General features: G+C 75.6%; 15 protein-coding genes. 2 read left to right on the top strand and 13 right to left on the bottom strand.

Annotated features, from left to right (window positions below; all coding sequences use genetic code 11):
* Window positions 1–3: 3 nt before the first annotated feature.
* From fxsT to ABTY61_RS29235, 3 genes are all read right to left on the bottom strand, one after another.
* Window positions 4–6,075, bottom strand: a complete 6,072-nt coding sequence (gene fxsT / locus ABTY61_RS29245) for an FxSxx-COOH system tetratricopeptide repeat protein (protein WP_350508100.1) — start codon at window positions 6,073–6,075, stop codon at window positions 4–6.
* A gap of 112 nt (window positions 6,076–6,187) precedes the next feature.
* The gene (locus ABTY61_RS29240) at window positions 6,188–6,931 is read right to left on the bottom strand and encodes an SOS response-associated peptidase (RefSeq protein WP_350508099.1); all 744 of its coding nucleotides are present in this window, start codon (window positions 6,929–6,931) and stop codon (window positions 6,188–6,190) included.
* Between the two features lie 60 nt (window positions 6,932–6,991).
* Window positions 6,992–7,747, bottom strand: a complete 756-nt coding sequence (locus ABTY61_RS29235) for an AraC family transcriptional regulator (RefSeq protein ID WP_350508098.1) — start codon at window positions 7,745–7,747, stop codon at window positions 6,992–6,994.
* Window positions 7,748–7,853: 106 nt separating this feature from the next.
* Between ABTY61_RS29235 and ABTY61_RS29230 the strand changes: the two genes are divergently transcribed.
* Window positions 7,854–9,014: an MFS transporter gene (locus ABTY61_RS29230; protein WP_350508126.1), complete on the top strand. Its 1,161-nt coding sequence runs from the start codon at window positions 7,854–7,856 to the stop codon at window positions 9,012–9,014.
* Between the two features lie 111 nt (window positions 9,015–9,125).
* On the opposite strand, the gene ABTY61_RS29225 is transcribed toward ABTY61_RS29230, so the two are convergent.
* From ABTY61_RS29225 to ABTY61_RS29215, 3 genes are all read right to left on the bottom strand, one after another.
* Entirely contained in the window at window positions 9,126–9,692 is a 567-nt protein-coding gene (locus ABTY61_RS29225) for a rhodanese-like domain-containing protein (RefSeq protein ID WP_350508097.1), read from the bottom strand.
* Between the two features lie 110 nt (window positions 9,693–9,802).
* The gene (locus ABTY61_RS29220) at window positions 9,803–10,552 is read right to left on the bottom strand and encodes a sulfite exporter TauE/SafE family protein (protein ID WP_350508096.1); all 750 of its coding nucleotides are present in this window, start codon (window positions 10,550–10,552) and stop codon (window positions 9,803–9,805) included.
* On the bottom strand, window positions 10,549–10,938 hold the full coding sequence (locus ABTY61_RS29215; RefSeq protein ID WP_350508095.1) for a rhodanese-like domain-containing protein: 390 nt from the start codon (window positions 10,936–10,938) through the stop codon (window positions 10,549–10,551). The genes ABTY61_RS29220 and ABTY61_RS29215 overlap by 4 nt, the downstream gene beginning before the upstream one ends.
* 340 nt (window positions 10,939–11,278) lie before the next feature.
* On the opposite strand from ABTY61_RS29215, the gene ABTY61_RS29210 reads away from it, so the two are divergent.
* Window positions 11,279–12,664 (top strand): MBL fold metallo-hydrolase, encoded by a 1,386-nt coding sequence (locus ABTY61_RS29210; RefSeq protein WP_350508094.1) that lies wholly within the window; start codon window positions 11,279–11,281, stop codon window positions 12,662–12,664.
* A 374-nt stretch (window positions 12,665–13,038) separates the two neighbouring features.
* Here the strand turns inward: ABTY61_RS29210 and ABTY61_RS29205 are convergent, their stop codons facing one another.
* The 7 genes from ABTY61_RS29205 to ABTY61_RS29175 all read right to left on the bottom strand — a co-directional run bounded on the left by ABTY61_RS29205 (window position 13,039) and on the right by ABTY61_RS29175 (window position 21,631).
* Complete coding sequence (locus tag ABTY61_RS29205; protein ID WP_350508093.1) at window positions 13,039–15,381, bottom strand: SAM-dependent methyltransferase; 2,343 nt, start codon at window positions 15,379–15,381, stop codon at window positions 13,039–13,041.
* Between the two features lie 15 nt (window positions 15,382–15,396).
* Entirely contained in the window at window positions 15,397–15,933 is a 537-nt protein-coding gene (locus ABTY61_RS29200; RefSeq protein ID WP_350508092.1) for a hypothetical protein, read from the bottom strand.
* A gap of 242 nt (window positions 15,934–16,175) precedes the next feature.
* The gene (locus ABTY61_RS29195) at window positions 16,176–17,417 is read right to left on the bottom strand and encodes a winged helix-turn-helix domain-containing protein (protein ID WP_350508091.1); all 1,242 of its coding nucleotides are present in this window, start codon (window positions 17,415–17,417) and stop codon (window positions 16,176–16,178) included.
* Window positions 17,418–17,542: 125 nt separating this feature from the next.
* Window positions 17,543–18,913, bottom strand: a complete 1,371-nt coding sequence (locus ABTY61_RS29190; protein ID WP_350508090.1) for an acyltransferase domain-containing protein — start codon at window positions 18,911–18,913, stop codon at window positions 17,543–17,545.
* Window positions 18,910–20,142, bottom strand: a complete 1,233-nt coding sequence (locus tag ABTY61_RS29185) for a class-II aminoacyl-tRNA synthetase family protein (RefSeq protein ID WP_350508089.1) — start codon at window positions 20,140–20,142, stop codon at window positions 18,910–18,912. Before ABTY61_RS29185 ends, ABTY61_RS29190 begins: the two co-directional genes overlap by 4 nt.
* Complete coding sequence (locus ABTY61_RS29180; RefSeq protein ID WP_350508088.1) at window positions 20,139–21,377, bottom strand: acyl-CoA dehydrogenase family protein; 1,239 nt, start codon at window positions 21,375–21,377, stop codon at window positions 20,139–20,141. Before ABTY61_RS29180 ends, ABTY61_RS29185 begins: the two co-directional genes overlap by 4 nt.
* Entirely contained in the window at window positions 21,362–21,631 is a 270-nt protein-coding gene (locus ABTY61_RS29175) for a phosphopantetheine-binding protein (protein WP_350508087.1), read from the bottom strand. The genes ABTY61_RS29180 and ABTY61_RS29175 overlap by 16 nt, the downstream gene beginning before the upstream one ends.
* Window position 21,632 lies beyond the last annotated feature (1 nt).

The following is a 21,632-nucleotide window of genomic DNA, read 5'->3' as shown; positions in this document are numbered from 1 at the left end:
GATCTACTCCTGCTCCTGGTCTTCGGATTCCGTGGGGACGTCGGTGCGGACATCGCCGGGCACGTCCAGGACGGCGGAGAGGTCCTGGAGGACGGCGCCGTGACCCCGGTCGAAGACGGTGATCCGGACGGTGTGCGGGCCGGCCACGGCCGGGGTGAGCGCGAACCGGGCGGGCGCACCGGTGGGGACGTGGTCGGCGACGGGCGGGTCGAGCAGGGCCTCGGGGGACACGGCGGCGACCAGGCGCAGCTCGGGGAGGACGGCGGGCACGGAGCCGTCCACGGGTTCGAGGTGGAACTCCACGTGGGCGGTGACGCCCACGGCGGGGACCTCGACCAGGGTGAGGCGGGGCCGCCAGGCGGGCCGGGGTGCCGGCGGTTCGACGGCGCGGTGCACCGAGCCGCGGGTACGGCGGGGGAGCAGCCCCGGCTCACCCCGGCTGGTCCCGGCCTGGGCGGGTGCGCCGGGGTCGGGTGCCGGCCGGGCCTGGGCGAGTGCGCCGACGGGCGCCGGCTCCGCGCGGTCGAGCCGGGTCAGTGCGGTACGGGCCTCGGCCGCCAGCGGGTGCCCGGGGCCCATCAGGGCCTCCCGCCCGACGCGGACCGCCGCCAGCAGCACCCGGGCGGTGTCGTGGCGCCCGTCCGCGGCGAGGGCCCGGGCCAGTCCGACGGCGAGGCTGGGGGCGATGGGGACCGGCCCGGTGCGCAGGGCGCCGACGCTGACGGCGACGTCCTCGGCCTCCCGGTGCCCGGCCAGCAGTGCGGTGGTGGGCGAGGCGCTCCCGGCCGGGATCCGGTCGGCGATGATCCGCTCGTAGACCCGGACCGCCCCGTCGGCGTCCCCGGCGCGCAGCCGGGCGTGGGCCAGGCCCTGGCGGACCTCGAGGGTGAGCGGGCTGCGCACGCCCCGGGTCTGGGCGCAGGCCTCCGCGAGCTCCTCCAGCCGGACCACGGCCCGCAGCGGGCGGGGGCCGTCGGCCAGCAGCAGGGCCTCGGTCAACCGGGCGGTGACCGTCGCGTCGTCCGGGCCGCCGAGGGCGGCGGTGGCGGCGGCGACCAGGTGGCCGGCCAGTCGCAGGGCCGCCTCGGGCCGTCCGTCAAGGTGGTGGGCGAGGGCGAGGACGCAGCCGGCCTCGACCAGCCCGGGCAGACCGGGACCGGTGAGCCGGGCCCAGTCCTCCGCCAGCGGGGCGAGCTCGGCGACGGCGGCGTCGGCCTCGCCGGCCGCGACCAGGGCCTTGGCGAGGTCGCGCCGGAGTTCCCGGACGACGGAGTGCGCGGGCCCGTGCGCCGCGAGGGCGAGGGCCAGCGCGTCGCGGTAGGCGGCGGCCGACTCGGCGTGGCGGCCGGCCGTGGAGAGGTTCCGGGCGAGGCTGTCCCGCACGTCGAGGGTGTCCGGGTGGTCGGTGCCCAGGAGCCGGGCACGGTCGGCCAGGAGGTCCCGGTAGAGCGCGTCGGCGCGGTCGTGCTGCCAGCCGTGGCGCAGCGCGTGGGCCAGGTTGTCACGGACGGTCAGAGTGGCGGGGTGGTCGGGGCCGAGGAGGCGCTCGTGGTCGCTGACGAGCGCCTGGTAGCCGGCGGCCTCCTGGTGGTGGCGTCCGGCGAAGCGGTGACCGTGGGCGAGTTCGCCCCGCTCCTCGAGGGTGTCCGGATGGTCCGGGCCCTGGCTCCCGGTCCGGTCGGCGACCAGCTCGGTCAGGTGCGCGATGGCGCGGTCGACCTCGCCGGTCCGGCGGACCGCCTGGGCGAGCAGGGAGCGTACGGCGAAGGTCTCGGGATGCCCGGGCCCGGAGACGCGGGCGCGGTGGGTGAGCAACTCCTCCCAGGCGGCGACGGCCTGCCGGAGCTGTCCGGTGTGCTCCAGGCCGGAGGCGAGGACGCTCCGGGCGGTCAGCACGGCCGCGTGGTCGGCTCCCTGGAGCCGGATCCGGTCGTGCAGCAGGGCCTCGTTGAGCCGGATGCTGAGCAGGCGGTCGCCGGCGGTCCGGTGGACCCAGGCGAGGAGGAAGCGGGCGTCGAGCGTCTCCGGATGGTCCGGGCCGTCGACCCGCAGGCGGTCGGCGACCAAGCCCTCGCACAGCCGGCGGGCCCGGTCGAGGTCACCGTCCGTGCGGTACGAGGCCGCCTCCCACCAGCGGGCGTTGAGGGTGTCCGAGTGGTCGGCCCCGAGCACCCGGGCCCGGTCGGCGGCCAGGGCGCCGAACAGCGCGCCCGCCCTGCGCGACTCGCCGGCCTGGCTGTGGGCGAGGGCCTGCCACCAGCGGGTGTCGAGGGTGTCCTGGTGGTCCGGGCCCATGATCCGGGCGCGGTCGGCGACCAGGGCCGCGAACGACTCCGCGGCGCGGCGGTGGTCGCCGGCCTCCGCGTACGAGCGGGCCAGGTCCTTGCGGATCTCCAGGGTGTGCGGGTGCTCGGGCCCGTTGACCCGGGTGAGGTCGGCCATCAGGGCGGCGAACTCGGCGAGGGCGCGGGGGGGTTCGCCGGAGCCCAGCCAGGCCGAGGCGCGCTCGCGGCGGCAGCGGGTGGTGCCGGGGTGGTCCGGCCCGAGCGCCCGGATGTGGTCGGCGACGAGCTCCTCGAACAGGGCGGCCGCCCGCTGGTGGTCGCCGGCCTCGTGGCAGCCGACGGCGTGTCCGATGCGGATGTCGAGGGTGTCGGGGTGGTCGCCGCCGAGCACCCGGACGCAGTCGTCGACCAGCGTCGCGTACAGCGAAACCGCCCGCTGCGGTTCGCCGGCGCGTTGGAAGGCGGCGGCGTGGGCGTAACGGGCCAGCAGCGTCTCGGGGTGGTCGGCGCCCTGGACCCGGGTCCGGTCCGCGACCACGGAGGCGAACAGGTGGTCCGCCCGGCGGTGGGCGCCCGAGTTGACGTGCGCGGTCGCCAGCCAGTGGCGGGCGGTCAGGGTGTCGGGGTGGTCGGCACCCTGGACCCGGGTCCGGTCCTGCACCAGGGATTCGTGGAGTTCGACCGCGCGGCGGTGGTGACCGGTGTTCAGGCAGAGGGCGAAGCAGCTGAACCGGGCGTCGAGGGTGTCGGGGTGGTCCGGTCCGAGGATCCGGACGTGGTCGGCCACCAGGGCCTCGTACAGCGCCAGGGCGCGGCGGTGGTCGCCCAGGGCCTGGTGGCTGTGGCCCAGCCAGAAGCGGGTGTTGAGGACGTCCGGGTGGTCGGGGCCCTGGGTGCGGGTGCGGTCGGCGAGCAGCGCCTCGTACTGGGCCAGGGCCTCGCGGTGCCGGCCGAGGTTGCGGTGGGTGGTCGCCAGCCACCACCGGGTGTTGAGCACGGCTGGGTGGTCGGGGCCCTGGATGCGGGTGCGGTCGGCGAGCAGCGCCTCGAACAGGGGCAGGGCCTTGTGGTAGTCGCAGGTGTTGGAGTGGATCGACGCCTGCCACCAGCGGGTGGTGAGCACATCGGGGTGGTCCGGGCCCAGCACCCGCCGGCGGTCGGCGACCAGTCGGTCGCACAGCGCTGCCGCCTGGCGGTGCTGTCCGGCCTCGTCGTAGGAGCGGGCCAGCCGCAGCCGGGCGTCGAAGGTCTCGAAGTGTTCCGCGCCGTGCACCCGTTCGCGGTCGGCGACGAGCTGCCGCCGTACCGCGAGCGCCTCGTGCGGGCGGCCGGCGGCGTGCAGGGCCCGGGCGAGGCCGGAGCGCTCGTCCAGGGTCCCGGGGTGGTCGGGGCCCTGGAACCGGGCCCGGTCGGCCACCAGGCGCTCCAGCTCCTCCACTTCGAGGGCGGGCAGGCCGGCGATCCGCAGCGCGAAGCCGAGGAAGCTGCGCTCCTCCAGGGTGTCGGGGTGCCCCTCGCCCTGGATGCGGGTGCGGTCGCGGACCAGGGCGCGGTGCTGCTCGACCGCGAGGCCCGGCGTGCCCGCCTCCCGGTGGGCGCGGGCCAGTCCGCTGCGCGCGTTCAGGGTGTGCGGGTGGTCGGGGCCCAGTACCCGGGTGTAGTCGGGGACGACCTCCTCGAACTGGGCCACGGCGAGGGCGGGTCGGCCGGACTTGCGGTGGACGGAGGCCAGCCGCTTGCGGGCGTAGAGGGTCTGCGGGTGGTCGGGGCCCTGCACCCGGGTGCAGTCCGCGACGAGGGCCCGGTAGGCGGCCAGCGCCGCGAGGTGGTCGCCCGCGTCGGAGTGGGCGGTCGCGAGCCAGCGGCGGCCGCTCAGGGTGTCGGGGTGGTCGGCGCCGAGCAGCCGGGTGCGGTCGGCGACCACCTGCTCGTACCGGGCGATCGCCAATCCGTGCTGGCCTGCGGCGAGTTGGGCGAAGGCCAGGCCGCTGCGCCGGGTCACCGCGTCCGGGTGGTCCGGGCCGAGCACCCGCTCCGCGTCCGCCACCAGCCGCTCGTATTCGGCCACCGAGTCCCGGTGCTGTCCCGCCACCTGGAGGGCGTACGCCAGGCTCGCCCGGCTGTGCATGGTGTCGGCGTGGTCCGGCCCGAGCACCCGCGCCCGCTCGGCGACGACGGCGCGGTACTCCGCGACGGAGTGTTCGTGCCGGCCGGCCTTGCGGTAGGCCTGGGCGAGGGTGTGGCGGTCGGCGAGGGTGGCCGGGTGGTCGGCGCCCTGGACCCTGGTCCGCCGGGCGACGACGTCCTGGCACAGCTCGACGGCCCGGGCCGGGTCGCCGGTCTTGGCCTGGAGCCGCCCGAGCCGTCCGAGGGCGGTGAGCGTGTCCGGGTGGTCCTCGCCGAGCAGCCGCCGCTGCCCGTCCGCCATCGCCTCGACCAGTCGTACGGCGTACACCCGCTGGGCCCGGTCGGTGAGTTCGGCCGCCGCCAGCCCGTACAGCGCCACGGTGTCGGCCGTCGGCTCGTCGGACGGGCCGCTGTCGGCCAGCTCCCGGACGTGCGGCAGCAGGGCCCGGCGCAGTCCGGGACCGGCCGTGGGCCAGAGCCGGGCGGCGGCTGCCGCGAGGTGCCGCTCCGCCCGCTGCCGGAAGGTGCGGGCGCCGTCGGCCTTGCGCAGCACCGCCTGGAGCAGCCGGTGCACGGCGACGGTCTCGCCCAGGGTGATCAGATGGTAGTCGGCGAGCAGTCGCAGTGCCCGGTCGGTCTCGTCGGGCCGGCGCGAGCCGAACGGGGTGAGCACCTCGCGGGGCAGTGCCTCGGGGGCGTACCAGGCGAGGGTGCGCAGCAGCTCGACGGCGAACGGCGCGGTGTGCTGGACGGTGCGCAGCGTGGTCCGCCAGAGCCGGGCGACGGTGGACTCGGCGCCCGGCCCCACCGGGCCGGTGGCGCACAGCAGTTCGCGGTAGGCGGCGAAGGTGGTGCCGGTCTGCTGGACGTAGGCGCCGGCCTGGGCGAGGGCGATCGGCAGGTGGCCGAGTTCGTCGGCGAGCGCCTGGGCCTCGTCCTGCTCGGCGGCGTCCAGGGCGCCGCCCGGGTCCGCCGAGGCGCACAGCAGCCGGGCGGCCTCCGGGGCGTCGAGGACGTCGATGCGGACCGGGCGGATGCCGGGGTGCCAGCCGCCCGCGCGGCGGCTGGTGACCAACTGGTGGCCGCAGCCGAGGAGTCGGCCGACGTAGGGGGTGAGGTGGGCCGGGTCCTCGGCGTTGTCGTAGACGAGCAGCCAGCGGTCGTGGGCGCGCAGCCAGGCGAGGGCCCACTCGACCTGCTGGCCGGGCGGGGCGGTCAGGGCCCAGGCGGGGTGGAGGTGGACGGCGAGCCCGGCGAAGGCCTCGGCGAGCTGCCCCTCGGACTCGGCGGTGATCCACCAGATCAGCCGGTAGTCCCCGGCCCTGGCGTAGGCGTGGTGCAGGGCGAGGCTGGTCTTCCCGACGCCGCCGAGGCCGTGCAGGGTGGTGGCCTGGGTGACCAGCCCGCCGCCGTCCGCGTGCCCGAGCGCGTCGGCGACGGCGCGCAACTCGCCCTCCCGGCCGATGAGTCGGCCGGCGGCGCGAGGCGGGAGGTTGGGGGCCGGGGTGGTCGGCTCGACGGTCAGCGCGGCCCGGGCGGCCTCGGGCGGGAGGACTGCGGCGTGCGGGTCGCCGCCGGCGGCGGAGGGCGAGCCGGGGCGGCGGCGCTGCTCGTAGGGCTCCGGGTCGGGCATGCCGCGCTCGGGACGGACGTGTGCCGTCATGGACATCAACACCGCGTCGCCCCCGCCCCGCCCGCATGACCGGCCTGCTGTTCTGCCCGCCTACCGTAGTGCAGGTCAGACGCGCTGTCAGCGGAAAGCGGGCGGGCGGCGGTCAGTCGGCGAGCCCGAGCGGGTCCGGGGCGGCGGCGAGCAGCTCGGGGCCGTTGTTGCGGACGCTGTTGACGGTGGGTGGGACGGCGCGGACCCGCAGGGCGCCGTCGGCGGGACGGCGCAGCAGGTGGTGGAGCCCGGCCGGGTCGGTGTGGGCCGGGGAGAGCCAGTCGGGGAGGTCGTCGGGGGCGATGGTGAGCGGCATCCGGTCGTGCACGCGCCCGGCCGAGTCGGTGGCGTCGGTGGTGATGACGGTGGCGGTGGAGAGCCAGGCGAGCGGGTCGTCCTCGGGGCGGGTGGGGTCGCGCCAGAACTCGTACAGGCCGGCCATCAGCATGGTGGCGCCGGTGCTGAGGAAGTACGGCTGCTTGTACTTCTTGCGCTCGGCGGTGGCGGCGACCTCGCGCCACTCGTAGTAGCCGTCGGCGGGGATGACGCAGCGGCGGGCCTTGAAGGCCTTGCGGAAGGCGGGCTTGGAGTCGACGGTCTCCGAGCGGGCGTTGATCATCCGGGCCCCGCCGGACGGGTCCTTGGACCAGGACGGCACGAGGCCCCAGCGCAGCGGGCGGAACTGGCGCAGCAGTTCGCCGGTTTCGCGGTCCACGCGTTCCAGGACGGCCGGGACGGGGTCGGTGGGGGCGATGTTCCAGCTCGGCGCGAGGGTCTCGGCCGGGTCCCACCGGAGCTCTCCGAGCAGCGAGACGAGGTCCTGGGGCGTGGTGGTGGAGACGAAGCGGCCGCACATGCCTCCCAGCCTGCCACCCGGCACCGACAACCGTGGGGTTCCGGCGCGCTGCCAGGGCTTTCAGCGTGGCGGGCGGCCGTTGGGCGGGTGGCCCGGGGTGTGGCCGAAGACGCGGCGGAAGACGTCGATGAAGGCGCTGGCGGAGGACCAGCCGCACCGGTGGGCGACGGCGGTGACCGGCCGGCCCTCGGCGAGCAGCACCAGGGCGCGGTGCAGCCGCAGCTGGGTGCGCCACTGGGGGAAGGTCATGCCGAGCTCGGCGCGGAACAGCCGGGACAGCGTCCGGTCGCTGGCGCCGACGGCCCGGCCGAGTTCGGCGAGGGTGCGGCGGTCGGCGGGGTCGGCGTACAGCAGTGCGCACACGGCCCGGAGCAGCGGGGTGGCGGGGGTCGGCAGGTGCAGCGGCTGCTGGGGCGAGGCGCGCAGTTGGTCGAGCAGGACGGCGCGCAGCCGGGAGCGCTCGGGGCTGTCCTGCGCCGGGGCGCGGGTGTAGGCGACGATCAGTTCGCGCAGCAGCGGGCCGACGGCGAGGACGGTGGGCCGGTCCAGGCCGAGCGGGTTCTCGGTGGCGGGCAGGCCGATCAGGTGGAGCTCGAGTTCGCCGTGCGCCTGGTGGGCGTGCACGGTGCCGGCCGGGATCCAGAGCGCGCGCGTGCCGGGGGCGACCCAGGAGCCCGCGTCGGTGGTGATGGCGACCACGCCCCTGGCGGCGTAGGCGATCTGGTGGTCGTCGTGGCGGTGGGCGTCGATCCCGGTGCCGGGGGCGAGCAGCTGGGCCCGGGTGGGGGCGACGGGATCGTGGCGGATTTGCGGCATTGCCTGGCAGATTATCGGATGTCCGACAGGGGGTTGCGGGCTCCAGCATGTCCGGGTGAGCACTCAAACCACTCGAACGAAACGGGCAGCCGGACCGACGAGAGGGCTGTCGGCGCGGAGGTCGATCACCCTGCTGTCCCTCGGGCACTCCTGTGTGGACGTCTACCAGGGCGCGGTGGCGGCCCTGGTGCCCTTCCTGGTCGCCGAGCGGGGCTACGGCTACGCCGCCGTCTCGGGCGTGGTGCTGGCCGCCTCGCTGCTGTCCTCGGTGGCCCAGCCGCTGTTCGGGGCGGTCACCGACCGGTGGCCGCTGCCCTGGCTGCTGCCGGTCAGCACGCTGCTGGGCGGCGCGGGCATCGCGCTCTGCGGGCTGGGCGACTCGTACCGGCTGACGCTTGCCTGGGTGGCGCTGTCCGGCGTCGGCGTGGCGGCCTACCATCCGGAGTCGGCGCGGGTGGCGAGGGCCGTGGCCCTGGGGTCCGGGCACCGGGGGATGGCCTGGTTCTCCCTGGGCGGCAACCTGGGCTTCGCGGCGGCCCCGCTGCTGGTCGCCGCCGTGGTCGGGCTCGGCGGACTGCGGCTGACCCCGCTGCTCCTGCTGCCGGCCCTCGCCGGGGCGGCGCTGTGCCTGCCGGTGCTGCGCGAGTTGGCCCGGCAACGGGCCGCCGGGGCGGGCCCGGTCCGCCGGCCGGGCCGGGACGACCGCGCGGCCTTCGTCCGGCTGTCGCTGGCCGTGGTGTGCCGCTCGATCGTCTTCACCGGGCTGAGCACTTTCCTGTCGCTGTACGTCACCCAGCGGCTCGGTGGCGGCTCGGCGGCGGGCACGGCGGCGCTGGTGGTGCTGTACGCGGGCGGCGCGGTGGGCTCGGTGCTGGGCGGGGCGCTGGCGGAACGGTGGGGGCGGGTGGCGGTGGCGGGCTGGTCGTACCTGGTCGCGGCGGTGGCGGTGGCCGGGGTGCTGGTGGTGCCCGGGCCGGCGCTGTACGTCTGCGTGGCACTGACCTCGGCGGGCCTGTACGTGCCGTTCTCGCTCCAGGTCACGCTGGGGCAGGACTACCTGCCCTCGCGGATCGGCACGGCGAGCGGGATCACCCTCGGGCTGACCGTGAGCATCGGCGGCCTGGCAAGCCCGCTGATCGGCGGCCTCGCGGACGCGACCTCGCTGCGGACGGCGCTGGTGCCGCTGGTGGCGATGCCGCTGCTGAGCTGGGCGCTGTTCCGCACCCTGCCGGAGCCGGCGCAGCCGCCGGTGAAGCCGGGCGTCTGACGAAAGGGGACGGTCCCTGCCCCCCCGGGGGGTGGGCAGGGACCGTCCGGCCCGGGCGGCGGAGGCGGTCACGTCCGGGGGCTCGCGCTCGGCGCCGCTCAGGGTCGAAGCTCAGCGACCGAGCGCGGCGAGGGCGTCGTCGAGCGTCGGCGTGCCCGGGCGGGGCCGGTTGTACGGGAGCTTGCCCAGCGCCGTGCCCAGCGCGCAGCTGTTGGTGAGTGCGGAGGAGACCAGCCCGCCGCCGACCGCGGCGGACAGCCAGCGGGCGCCCGGCCGGGCCCGGTCGGCGAGCAGGCCGAGCAGGACGATCGAGCCGGCCACCAGCCGGACCTGGCGGTCCATCGCCCATGCCGGGCGGGCACCGGCCACCCGGTCGACGGGGTGGCCCGCGTCGGTCCAGGCGTTGGTGCCACCGGTCACGAGGAGCGTGGTGATTCCGGCCGCGGCGAGCCGCTCGCAGGCGGTCCTGGCGCGCTGCCCGGCGGCGCAGACGACGGCCAGCTCGCTGCGTCCGGCGGCGGCGCGCAGCACGTCCAGCGCGCCGTCGAGCTGGTCGAGCGGGATGTTCAGGGCGCCCGGGATGTGGCCGCCGGCGTACTCGCCGGGGGAGCGGACGTCGATGAGCATGAGTCGGCCGAGGCGCGGCCGCAGCTGGTCGACGGTGAGCGGGGTGGTCATGGGAAGCGGTTTCCTCTCGGGAGGGGTGAGGTGGGGCCGGCGCGTCCGGGGTCGGCGGCCGGGGCGGGGGTCGGCGCGTCGGGGTCGGCGGCCGGGGCGGGAGGGCCGGGTCAGGCCAGGGTGGTGACCAGCATCAGGACGGCGACGCCGAGCAGGGCGATCGCGAAGGCCCGCTGGAGGGCGCGTCCGCTGAGTTTGTCGGCGAGCCGTTTGCCGTCCCAGGCGCCGAGGATCGCGGCACCGGTGAAGGGCGCGGCGACGGCCCAGTCGATCGAGCCGGCGGCGCCGAGCCGGGGCAGCAGGGCGGCGAGCGAGTTGGCGGTGATGACCAGCAGGCTGGTGCCGACCGCCTCGGCCATGGTGAAGGCGAGCACCGAGACCAGGGCGGGGACGGCGAGGAAGCCGCCGCCGACGCCGAGCAGTCCGGTGACGGCGCCGAGTCCGGCGCCCGCCGCGGTCGAGCGGCCCGAGCCGGCGGCGGAACGTTCCTGCTTGTCGGGCTTGGAGGGCAGCAGCATCCGCCAGGCGGCCAGCGCCGCCAGCACCGCGAAGGCGCCGGTCAGCAGCGCGCCCGGCAGGTGGGCCGAGAGCGCCCCGGCCGCCGCCGCGGCGGGCAGCCCGGCGGCGGCGAACAGGGCGCCGGTGCGCCAACGCACCCGTCCGGCCCGGGCGTGGGCGAGCAGGCCGGTCAGCGAGGTCGCGGCGACGATCACCAGGCTCGCGGTGGTGGCCAGCACAGGGGTGAAGCCGAGCAGGTAGACCAGGGCGGGCACGGCGAGCATGCTGCCGCCGCCACCGAGGCCGCCGAGGGCCAGCCCGACCACCGCGCCGCCGGCCAGCGCCAGGAGCAGCGTGGTCATATCACGTGCCCCGTGCCGCCGTCGGGCGTGGTGACCGGCAGGCCGGCCCGGGCCCAGGCGCCCATGCCCCCGGTGACGTTCGACACCTCGACGCCGCGCGCGGCGAGCAACTCGGCGGCGCGCTGGGAGCGGTGGCCGGAGCGGCAGATCGCGAGCACCGTACGCCCGACGGCGGCGGGCGGCAGCCCGACCCCGGCGACCAGGCCGATCAGTGGCAGGTGCAGGGCGCCGGGGGCGTGACCGGCGGCGAACTCGGCGGCCTCGCGGACGTCGAGCAGCACGGCGGTGCCGGCGCGGAGCAACTCGTGGGCCCGGTCGGGGGTGAGCTGACCGGGGGTGCTCGGTCCGGGGGCGGCCGGTCCGTGGACTGTCGGCGGCTTGGGCATGGGCTTCTCCAGTGGTGCGGGCCGGGCCGCAGCGGTCCGGCGGGTCGGGGGTGCCGCAGGCGCACGGCGCCGCCGCCCGGTGCGGGCGGTGGCGGTGGTGCGCAAGGTGGTGCGGGTCTCTCAACGGCCCGGCCGGCCCCGGGCGCTGCCCGGTCCGGCGGCGGGTCGGTTCCCCCGTCGACGTCCACCATAGTACCCCGGGGGGTATTATCGAAGCTGTTCGGCGATACCCCCGCCCGTATCGGACCCTGGAGGCCGTATGCTGGAAAACATACCTAGGGGGGTATCAGCGAGACCGCGACCGCACAGCGGCGCCCGGCGCCGCCCAGGAGGGTTCCCCGTGTACTTCGCCCAGTACTACCTTGACTGCCTCTCCCAGGCGTCCTACCTGATCGCCGACGAGACCAGCGGCCAGGCAGTGATCGTCGACCCCCGTCGGGACGTCGACGAGTACCTCGCCGACGCCGCGGCCCGCGGCCTGACCGTCATCGGGGTCATCAACACCCACTTCCACGCCGACTTCCTGGCCGGCCACCTCGAACTGGCCGACCGCACCGGCGCCTGGATCGGCTACGGGCACCGGGCCGAGACCGAGTACCCGATCCGCAAGCTCGCCGACGGCGAGCGGATCGAACTCGGCGACGTCACCCTGCAGATCATGGAGACCCCCGGGCACACCCCCGAGTCGATCAGCGTGGTGGTCTACGAGCAGCCCGACGACGCCGTCCCGTACGGGGTCCTCACCGGCGACGCCCTGTTCATCGGCGACGTCGGCCGCCCCGACCTGCTCGCCTCGGCCGGCGTCACCGCCGCCGAACTCGGCGCCATGCTCTACGACAGCGTCCACCGCAAGCTGCTGGCCCTGCCCGACGAGACCCTGGTCTTCCCCGCCCACGGCGCGGGCTCCGCCTGCGGCAAGAACCTCTCCACCGAGAAGCGGTCCACCATCGGCACCCAGCGGCGGACCAACTACGCCTGCCGGCCCATGGACCAGGACACCTTCGTCCGCATCGTCACCGCCGGCCAGGCCGCCGCCCCCGCCTACTTCGGCCACGACGCCGCCCTCAACCGGCAGGACCACCCGCTGCTCGATCGCGCGAACGCCGCCCGTCCGCTGTGCCCCGAAGGCCTCCGGGAGGCCCGCGCCGCGGGCGCCGTCGTCCTCGACGCCCGCAGCCCCCAGGACTTCGGCGCGGGACACCTGCGCGGCGCCGTCAACGTCCCCCTCGACGGCCGCTTCGCCGAACAGGCCGGCACTGTCCTCACCCCGGACAGCATCCTCGCGATCATCGCCCCGCAGGACCGCGAGGACGAGGTCGTCACCCGCCTCGCCCGCATCGGCTTCGACCGGATCGCGGGCTACCTGCGCAACCCCGACAACGCCCTGCCCGCCCTCGCCGACGAGCTCGCCCCCGCCAGCCGGGTCACCGCCGACCAGCTCCGCACCGCACTGGCCGGGGACCAGCCCCCGGCCGTCCTGGACGTGCGCACCTGCGGCGAACGCGAAGCGGGCTCCATCGAGGGCTCCCTGCATATCGCCCTGGCCGAACTCCCCGCCCGCCTGGACGAGATCCCCGTCGACCGCCCGGTGGTCGTCCACTGCGCCGGCGGCCACCGCTCCTCCATCGCCGCCAGCCTGCTCCGCCACCACGGCCACCCCGATGTCTCCGACCTCCTCGGCGGCTACGCCGCCTGGCACACCCTCACCCACCCTGCCCGACCCTGATCCCGGCACCCTCCAGCCAGGTTTCGGGCCCTCCCGAAGACGACGCCCCGGCCTCGGAGGCACGTATCGATCGAGCGTCGTTCACCACGTCGGAGGGGGCTGGCAGGAGAGCTCCCCGGTCTGCTCTGGCAACCCCCGCTCGGAGTGGGACCCTGGCGGCTTCTTCGACGGCGAGCGCACCGGGCGCTGCCCGGTCGCCCGCCGGAGGCAGGGGCCTGATGAGCGGGCGACGGGCAGCTGCTGGGTATCAGCGGGCGAGGGCCTCCTCGTCCGCACCATTGGCCGATGGCCGCCCCCGGACCTCCCGCCCCCGGACCGCCGAGCCGGACCGCAGTCGCCGAACCGCTGCCCCGGACCGTCCGTCAGCGCGAGGCCTACCGGCCGCCCTCCCACAGGGCGCGCTCGACGGTCCGCAGGGCGGTGGCCGACTGCTCCCAGCCGTGCCACCAGAACAGCCCGCCGTCCCGGCTCGCCTCCGCGGCGAGCGCGGTCAGCTGAGCCCACGGGGCGGCCGGGATGCCGAACCGGGGCCGCTCGGCGAGCCGTTGGGCCGCCTCGGCGTCGACCGGGACCATGCCGACCAGCGGGAACGGTTCGCCGTCCGCCGTGCGGCCGGTGCCGTGGAGCATCGGGTGCAGGGTGATCGGGTCGAGCAGCAGGGTGAGGTCGGCGGTCGGTACGGCGTCCGGGCCGTCCTGCCAGCCGAGGCGTCGGCCGCTCGCCTCGGCCTTGGGCACCGGCTGTCCGTCGAGGGCGACACCCTCCGCCGACACCCGTAGTTCCGCGCCGCCGTCCGGGCGCGAGGGCAGTCGCAGCCGGTAGTCCCCGTACAGGCACGGCGGGACGTCCGGTACCGCCCGGGCGAAGGGGACGGTGACGCCGTCCACGTCGAAACCCGTCGGCCCGATCAGCACCGCCGCCGTGACGGGCTCGCCGTCGATACTGACCCGCAGGCGCGGGTCCGTGCCGGGGGCGCCGGGGGCCACGTCCACGCGGACGCCGCCCTCGCCGCCCTCGCCGGTTTCGGATCGGTACCCGCCGACCAGGTCGGCGAGCGGCGGTGTCTCCGGCAGCGGGTACTCCGTCAGGCACACGGCGCGCCCGGCGGCACCGAGAGCGCCGACGATACCGACCAGGCGTCGCCGCCCGTCGCGGCCGAACTCGGTGCGCAGTTCGCCGCCGCTGCCGTCCGGCTCGCGCCAGCGCAGTACGCCGCGCTCGTAGCGCGGGTCGGCGATCCGGCGGCCGTCGACGTGGACCCGGTGCCGGGGAGGGTCGCCCGCGCGGCCCAGGACGTAGACGGACAGGTCGCCGTCCGGCGTGCCGTACAGGCCCGTCCACGGGTAGAGCGCGCCGGCGAGGACGGAGTCCAGGTCCTGGCGGATCGACGGCCAGCCCGCGGAGCCGTCCCGCAGCAGCCTGCGCGCCGCGGACTTGCGGGTGAGCAGGGTGCGCAGCCGCCGGGCCGCCTCCGGTGCGGGCCGCTGTCGTACGCCCCGGGCGGCGGCCTGGAGGGCGAGGTCCTCGCGCCGGGCCAGCAGGGCGCGTTCGGCCGTGCCGAGCTCGGGCGGCGCCCAGTCGGCGACGGCGGCCTCGGGCTCCCGGACGTAGCGTTCGCGCAGGGCGCTGTCCTCGCCGAGGGCGAGGACGAAGCGGGCGCCGGGCGTGTCCTCCTGCCAGTGGTACGCGGCCGGGACGCGGAAGTCGGCGAAGCCGTCCAAGGCGGCGAGTTCCCGCGGGCCGTACTCGTCGATGGTCCGCAGCGGCCCGTCGGGCGGGCGGACGGTCTGACCGGGCTTGAGCAGCCCGAGGCGGCGAAGCACCTGCGGGTCGGCCGGGGCGGCTGCGGTGGGCGCCAGGTACCAGGTGGAGGCGCTGGTGACGGTGCGCTGCACGGCGGGGTCGCGCAGGGCGGCGACGGTGTGCTCGGCGGTGACGGGGTCGAGGCCGCGGTAGCGGGCGCCGACGTAGTTGACCACGGTGTGGTCCGGCCCGTAGACCTCCTCCAGCCGGTCCAGCAGGACGGGCAGGTGGCGGTTGGTGAACCCGGCGCGCTGGTAGTCGAGTTCGCCGACGATGCCGACCTGCCAGAGCACCAGGTGCAGGCCCGGGTCGATCCGCCGGTCGCGGATCAGCAGGTCGGAGGCCTCGAAGGTCTGCATGCCGGGGGTGCTCGGGTCGACCCCGAGGTCGGCGCAGAGCACGTCCAGGGCGCTGATACCGGGCCGCATCACGGCGCGGTGGCCCTCGCGGCGGGCGATCCGGACGGCGCGGTGGCTGGAGAGCACGAAGATGCCGGGGTGGCCGTAGAACACCGCCGCGACCCGCCGCCCCGCCCGGACGAAGTGCAGGACGGCCTCGGACATCTGGACGTACGTCAGGTACCGGTCCTTGGCGTCGTCGTAGAACACGCCGAGGTCGTAGGCGTCGGGACGCCAGGCGTTGATCCGGACCACCGTGGCCGGGTCCGCCACGCAGTGGAAGACGTGGTCGGCCTCGCGGAGCAGGCGTTCGTCGGCCCGGGTGAAGCCGGCCGCCTCGATGCCGGAGCCGAGGACGGTCAACTCGCCCCGCCGACCGGCCGGTTCACCCGTGGGCGGGCCGGCCGCGGCGATCGCCCGGGTCAACTCGGCCCATCGGGCCTCGTGTTCGCGCCGGGAGGGGAAGCGGTCGAAGGGGCGGGTGTAGCGGTGTGCGGAGGGGTGGTCGGAGTCCATGCGGCGGCGCGGGCCTCAGACCGCGTCCGTGGCGTCGACGGCGCTCGTGGCGTCGACCGCGTCCGTGGCGTCGACGGCGCTCGTGGCGTCGACCGCGTCCGTGGCGTCGACCGCCTCGACGACGTCCACGATCCCCTGGGTGACCTGCGGCGGCAGCGGGTCGACCAGGACCGGGGGGTCGAGCTGGACGTAGGTCTGGACGAGCTGCGACGAGGGCTCCGCCAGGACCGGGTCGTCGAGGTCGAAGCGAATCTGGATGACCTGCGGCGGCGTCGGCTCCATCTGGATGACCTGCGGCGTGGGCTCGAGCGGGATCGGCGCGTCGAACTCGAAGACGGCCTGGGTGCTCTGCGGCGGGACCATCAGCACCGGCGCCCCGGAGGCGAGGGTGCCCCACGTCGCGCGGTCCGGGTCGGCGTCGCCGGCCAGGGCGAGGTCGACGTCCACGTCGATGTCCACGACATCCAGGTCCACGACATCCAGGTCCACGACATTCAGGTCCACGACGTCGACGGACAGGCTGCTTGCGGTCAGGGTGATCACGGCGGTCACTCGTCCCCTCGGGGCCACGGTAGGAGGCGGGTTCATGCTACTGAACGGGCGTTCGACCGAACAGGGGCAGTCGAATGGTCAGGTCGGGTGGCGTCACGGTGTCGGCCGGCGGCTCGGTAGTGACCACCTGCCGGCGGAGGGGCATGGAGATCGCTGCCGGGTCCACCGTTTCCTTCTCGGGCACGACGTCGTCCAGGATTTCACCGTCCGTCGGGCCGGTCGGCCGACGGTGGTTCCGGGCGTCAGCCCTCGGGGAAGAGGTCGGCCCAGTCGGGTGGGCAGGGGCCGGTGCGGACGGTCGCGCGGGCGTCGACGAACTCGGCGAGGGCGGCGACGGTGTCGGCCAGCCCCGCGCGCAGGGCGTCGTCGGTCGGGGTGTCCGGTTCGACGAAGAGGCCTTCGAGGTGGAGGGTCCGGGAGCGCCGGTCAAGCCGGGGGGCGACCCGGCCGACCAGCCGGTCGCCGTGCAGGAGCGGCATCACGTAGTAGCCGTACCGGCGCTTGGCGCGCGGCACGTACATCTCGTTGCGGAACCCGAAGTCCCAGAGGCGTTCGGTGCGGGCCCGGTCGCAGATCAGGTTGTCGAAGGGGGACAGCAGGGTGGTGCGCGGCTCCCACTCGCCGGACTCCAGCCGTTCCAGGAGCGGCAGTCGGTCGGCGGTGAGGTACCAGCCCTCGCTGGACGGGGCGTCCTCCAGCTGGACCCGCAGGATGCGGCCCTCCGCGAGCAGGCGGGTCAGGGCGGAGTCCAGTCCGGGGTAGCGGTCCCGGGTGAAGTGCTGGCGGATGTCGGCGGGGCGGGCGATCCCCAGGGCGCGCAGGGCGTGTTCGGCGGCCAGCGGGACCACCTCGGCGTCGGGGAGCGGAGCCGAGGCGGCGTCACCGGGCAGGCAGCGCGGGGCCAGGTCCCACAGCCGGGCCCGGCCGCGGCGTCCGCTGACCATGATGCGGCCCTGGAGCCACAGGTGGTCCAGCATGCGTTCGACGTTGCGCCCGGCCGTCCAGCCGCTGGACTCCCACGGGGTCTCGGCGACGTCGTCGAAGCCGCCGGCGGGCAGCGGACCGGCCTCGGTCAGCCGCTGGACCACGTGCGTCTGCAGGGTGCCGTTGGCCTTGAGCCAAGTGGCCACCTTACGACCGTAGTTGGACGTCCCCGCCGGGTAGCGGCGCATGGTCGCCGCGTGCAGCGGATAGTCGTCCGTCAGCACGATGGAGGCGGCGTGGGCCCAGTACTCGAACAGCCACCGGGCCTCCCAGAGGAGGTGGTCCAGGTCCTCGCGGCGGTACTGGCCGAGCCGGCTCCACAGCACCAGCAGATGGCTCTGGGCGACCGCGCTGATCGGGTCGAGCTGGAGGCAGCGCAGTGCCCGCAGCACCTCCCGGATGCCGTCGACGGTCGGCGGGGCGGGCGGGCCGGCCAGGAACTGGGCGCTGATCGCCAGCCTCCGGGCGGTGGTGCTGCTGACGGACGGTGTCGTGGGCATCGGCTCCAGCCAGGTGTCTGCGGACGGGAACGGAGGGAAGGAACGGAGAGGAGGAACGGAGGGAAGGAACGGAGAGGAGGAACGGGGGGAAGGAACGGAGAGGAGGAACGGGGGGAAGGAGCGGGTCAGGGCACCCCGGCCAGGTCGACGCCGGTGCCGGCGGCCCACAGCCGGGCCACCGCGTCGAGGAAGACCACCGTGTCCGGGCGCCGCTCCAGTGGCCCCGGCAGCGTGGGCACGGCCACACTACCGTGCTCCGCCGGGCGGTCGGGGCTGCGCATCGCGAGGCGGATCAGCCCCTGGCCGGGCCCGAGTTCGACCAGGACCGGCGACTTGAGACGCCACAGTTCGGCGAGGTCGTCGGTGAACCTGACCGTGCCGCAGAGCTGATCGGCCCAGTAGTCGGGGCCGGTGGCCTCCTCGCCCATCCAGGTGCCGGAGCCGTTGGAGAGGACCGGCACGTGGGGCGGGCGGAGCCGGAACCCGGCCACCAGCTCCCGCAGCCGGGCGGTGACCGGGGCCATCAGCGGGGAGTGGAAGGCGTGCCGGGCGGCCATCGGCTGGCAGGCGATCCCGCGCCCGACGAGCCGCTCGGCCACCCGGTCCAGATCCGTCGAGTACCCCGACAGCACGGTGAGTTCGGGCCCGTTCAGGGCGGCCAGCGCGACCCGCCCGGTGACGAGGTGGGGGGTGACCGCCTCCGCACCGGCCATCACCGCCAGCATCCCCCCGCCGGCGGGCAGTTCGGACACCAGCCGGGCCCGGCGCGCCACCAGGGTCGCCGCCTGGTCCAGCGGCAGGATCCCGGCGAGGCAGGCCGCGACATACTCGCCCAGGCTGTAGCCGAGCAGGGCGGTGGGCCGCACGCCGAGGGACTGCAGAGTGGCGGCCATCGCGTACTGGACGGCGAACACCGCCGGCTGCGCCACCTCGGTGTCGTCGATGGCCGGCCCCGCGGCACCGTCGGCCGGCCCGGCGGGCACCCCCACCCGGCGGGCGCCGGCGGAGTCGGCCGCCGCCCGGGACAGGAAGGCGCCGAGGTCCCCGCCCAGCTCCCGGTCGAGCTCGCGCAGGCAGGTCCGCAGGTGCGCGGCGTAGACCGGCAGCCGGCGCTGCAGGCCGGCGGTCATGCCGAGGTAGTGGTCGCCGACGCCGGCCGCCAGGAACACCACGGGACGGTCCGGGTCCGCCCGCGCGGTGACGAGCTGCCGGGGGTCGCGTTCGCGCAGGTGGTGGGCGGCCCTGGCCGGGTCGGTGGTCACCAGGGCACGCCGGTGTTCCAGGGCCGGCCGCTGCCGCAGCCGCCGGGACAGCCCGCTCAGGCCGCTCAGGCCGTCCGGGCGGTCCGGGCGGTCCGGGCGGTCCGGACCGGTGCTGCGCCCGGCCGCCAGCGCGTCGAGTTGCTCGGCGAGCCGGTCGGTCTCCCGTTCGAGCTCCTCGGGCGTCGCCGCGGAGATCGTCAGCAGCCGCGGGCCGGTACCCCCTGCGGAGGTCACGACCCGACCGCCCGGCGGACCTGCTCGGGCCAGCCCGCCGGGTCGACACCGTGCCGGCAGAGGAAGGCGTACGCCAGGCGTTCGAGCCCGAATCCGGCGCAGGCGGTGTGCACCGGGCCGGCGCCGTCGCCCGCGCCGATGGCGAACGCCTTGCCGAAGAAGCGGTCGTGGAAGTTGAACGAGCAGACCGCCACGTCCCGTTCGCCCTCCAGCGGCAGGCGCAGCTCGTACTTCAGTTCCAGGAAACGCTGGTTCCACACCTGGTCGGCGGTGTCGGTGTTGATGAAGAACGGGTCGCTGGCGACCTCGCACCTTCCGCCCAGGCCGAGTTCCGCCATCAGCTCGAAGGTGAGCTCCATCAGCCGGGCACGCTGCGCCAGCACCGTCCGGCGCGGACCGAGGAAGACGATCTCGCGGATGGTGAAGTCCCACAGGCGTTCCAGCGACCGCTCGTAGCGGGACTCGAAGCGGAACGACTTGCCGCGCGAGGTCAGCACCGACGACCCGGCGGGCAGCGTCGAGTCGGCGAGCTGGGCGAAGGAGTGGTAGCACATCGTGGGCGGGAGGCAGTGGTCGACGGTGGCGGCGCCCGCGCGCAGGAGGTCCGTCAAATCGGTGCCGGCCGAGAGGCCGTGCAGGAAGTCCTGGTAGACGTCGACGTCGGAGTGCAGCCGGGACACGAACATCATCAGCTGGGGGAACGACGAGAAGTAGCCGCTGCGCCGCATCACGTCGGTGGCGATCAGGGTCGGGTAGCGGAACTCGGCGGCGTCGAACTCGGCCGCCACCAGGGCCCGGACGCGCTGGTCCAGGTGGTCGGTGAGGGAGAGCAGCGGCTCGCCGAAGGCGACCTGCCCGGCGCCCGCCGGGATCGCCGCACCCGTCGCGGTGAGCTCGTCGAAGACGTCGGACGGGGTGCCTTCGGTGTCCAGCCGCCAGACCACCTTCGGGGTGAAGGCCTCCTGCCGGGCCAGGTCGTTGGCCACCACCACGGCGAGCTTGCGGGCCAGTTCGGCCGGGTCGGTGCCGGCCGTGGCGGTCACCTCGATCCCGGTGATCCGGTCCTCGCCGACCAGCCGGAAGTCCAGGATGGACTCGGCGACGAAGAAGACGCGGCGGGCCAGCTCCGCCGCCTGGGAGCCGTCGAGGGGAGGCTCCACCGGCAGCAGGAAGGTGGTCACGGGCTGCCGCGGCGGCCCGGCGGGCCGGGCGTCGTCGAGGGCGGTCACGGCCGGCCTCCGTCCGTCGGGCCGGCCGTCGCGGCGACCGGCCGGGCGGGGCGACGGTGGGCGGGTACGGCACCGGACAGGCTGCCGGTCAGCCCCATGAGCTCGGCGAGGACACCGCGGTGGATGCCGTTGGCGCCGGCGTAGATCGGTCCGCCGAGGGCGTCGCGCAGTTCGCGTTCGAGCTGCCAGTCCGTCAGGTAGCCGCGGGCGCCGTGCACCTCCAGGGCGGCCATCGCCGTCCGGGCCAGGCCCTCGCTGGCGACGATCTTCGTGATGGTCGCCTCCAGCAGGGCCATCCGCCCGCGGCTCTTGAGCCAGCCCACCTTGTAGAGCATCAGCCGGGCCAGCTCCAGCCGGATCCGCATGTCCGCGATCTCGTGCGCGACGCCCTGGAAGGAGCCGATCTGCCGGCCGAACTGACGGCGGCTGGTGACGTGGTCCACGGAGGTCTCCAGCAGCCGCTGCATCGCGCCGACGTGCCCGGCGAACATGAAGGAGCGCTCCCATTCGATGCTGGAGAGGAAGATCCGGTAGCCGGAGCCCTCCGCGCCGAGCAGGTTGGCCGCCGGGACGGAGACGTCCTCGAAGGCGACGACGCCCATCGGCGTGCTGCGCAGGCCCAGCTTGCTGAGCTGCCGCACGGTCCGCACGCCCGGCAGGTCCGCGGGCACCAGGAAGGCGGACAGCCGGTCCTCGGGCGCGCCCTGGTCACCGGTCCGGGCGAACACCACGAACAGGTCCGCCACCGGTCCGTTGCTGATGAACCACTTCTCGCCGTCGAGGACGTACCGCTCGCCCTCGCGGCGCGCCGTGGTGGTCAGCGCCAGGACGTCCGAGCCGGCCTCGGGTTCGGACAGGGCCTGCGCGCCGATCAGGTTCCCGGAGCACATCGCCGGCAGGAAGCGTTCCTTCTGCTCCTCGCTGCCGTGCTCCAGCAGGTAGATCGCGCAGCCCCAGAGGTGGTTGTTGACGGCGAAGACCAGGCCGTTGTCCCGGCAGCCGTAGCCGAGCGCCTCCAGGGCGATCATCGTGCTGAGCGGGTCGAGCCCGCCGCCGCCGTACTCGGCGGGTACCGGCCAGCCGAGCACCCCGTGGCGTGCGCAGCGCTGCCAGTCCGCGCGCGGGAAGCGTTCCTCGCGGTCGTCGCCCGCGGTGTCGCGGCCCAGCCGGTCGCGGGCGAAGGCGGTGGTCGCCGCCTGGAGGGCGCGCTGGTCGTCGGTCAGTTCGAAGTCCACGCCGCGTCCCTGGTGTCGGTGGTCCGGGCCCGGACGAAGGCGGTGATGCCGTCCACGGTGCGCAGGTCGTCCAGCAGCAGTTCCTCGCGGCGGACGGTCAGCGCGAAGGTGCGCTCGATCCACATGACCAGCTGAACGGCGAACAGCGAGTTGACGAACCCGGCGTCGAAGAGGTCCTCGCCGTCCTCGACCGGGATCCCGTCGGTGTGCCGTAGGACGAACTGCCGGACGGTGTCCTTGGCGGTGTCGGTCATC

The organism is Kitasatospora sp. NPDC096128 (genome assembly GCF_040303105.1).
Classification (GTDB): domain Bacteria; phylum Actinomycetota; class Actinomycetes; order Streptomycetales; family Streptomycetaceae; genus Kitasatospora.
This window is presented reverse-complemented; position numbering and strand designations above follow the sequence as displayed.

Bases quoted from the DNA above. Each gene is read 5' to 3' on its own strand.
- fxsT (WP_350508100.1), bottom strand. From the start codon at position 6,075: ATGACGGCACACGTCCGTCCCGAGCGCGGCATGCCCGACCCGGAGCCC.
- ABTY61_RS29240 (WP_350508099.1), bottom strand. From the start codon at position 6,931: ATGTGCGGCCGCTTCGTCTCCACCACCACGCCCCAGGACCTCGTCTCG.
- ABTY61_RS29235 (WP_350508098.1), bottom strand. From the start codon at position 7,747: ATGCCGCAAATCCGCCACGATCCCGTCGCCCCCACCCGGGCCCAGCTG.
- ABTY61_RS29225 (WP_350508097.1), bottom strand. From the start codon at position 9,692: ATGACCACCCCGCTCACCGTCGACCAGCTGCGGCCGCGCCTCGGCCGA.
- ABTY61_RS29220 (WP_350508096.1), bottom strand. From the start codon at position 10,552: ATGACCACGCTGCTCCTGGCGCTGGCCGGCGGCGCGGTGGTCGGGCTG.
- ABTY61_RS29215 (WP_350508095.1), bottom strand. From the start codon at position 10,938: ATGCCCAAGCCGCCGACAGTCCACGGACCGGCCGCCCCCGGACCGAGC.
- ABTY61_RS29205 (WP_350508093.1), bottom strand. From the start codon at position 15,381: ATGGACTCCGACCACCCCTCCGCACACCGCTACACCCGCCCCTTCGAC.
- ABTY61_RS29195 (WP_350508091.1), bottom strand. From the start codon at position 17,417: ATGCCCACGACACCGTCCGTCAGCAGCACCACCGCCCGGAGGCTGGCG.
- ABTY61_RS29175 (WP_350508087.1), bottom strand. From the start codon at position 21,631: ATGACCGACACCGCCAAGGACACCGTCCGGCAGTTCGTCCTACGGCAC.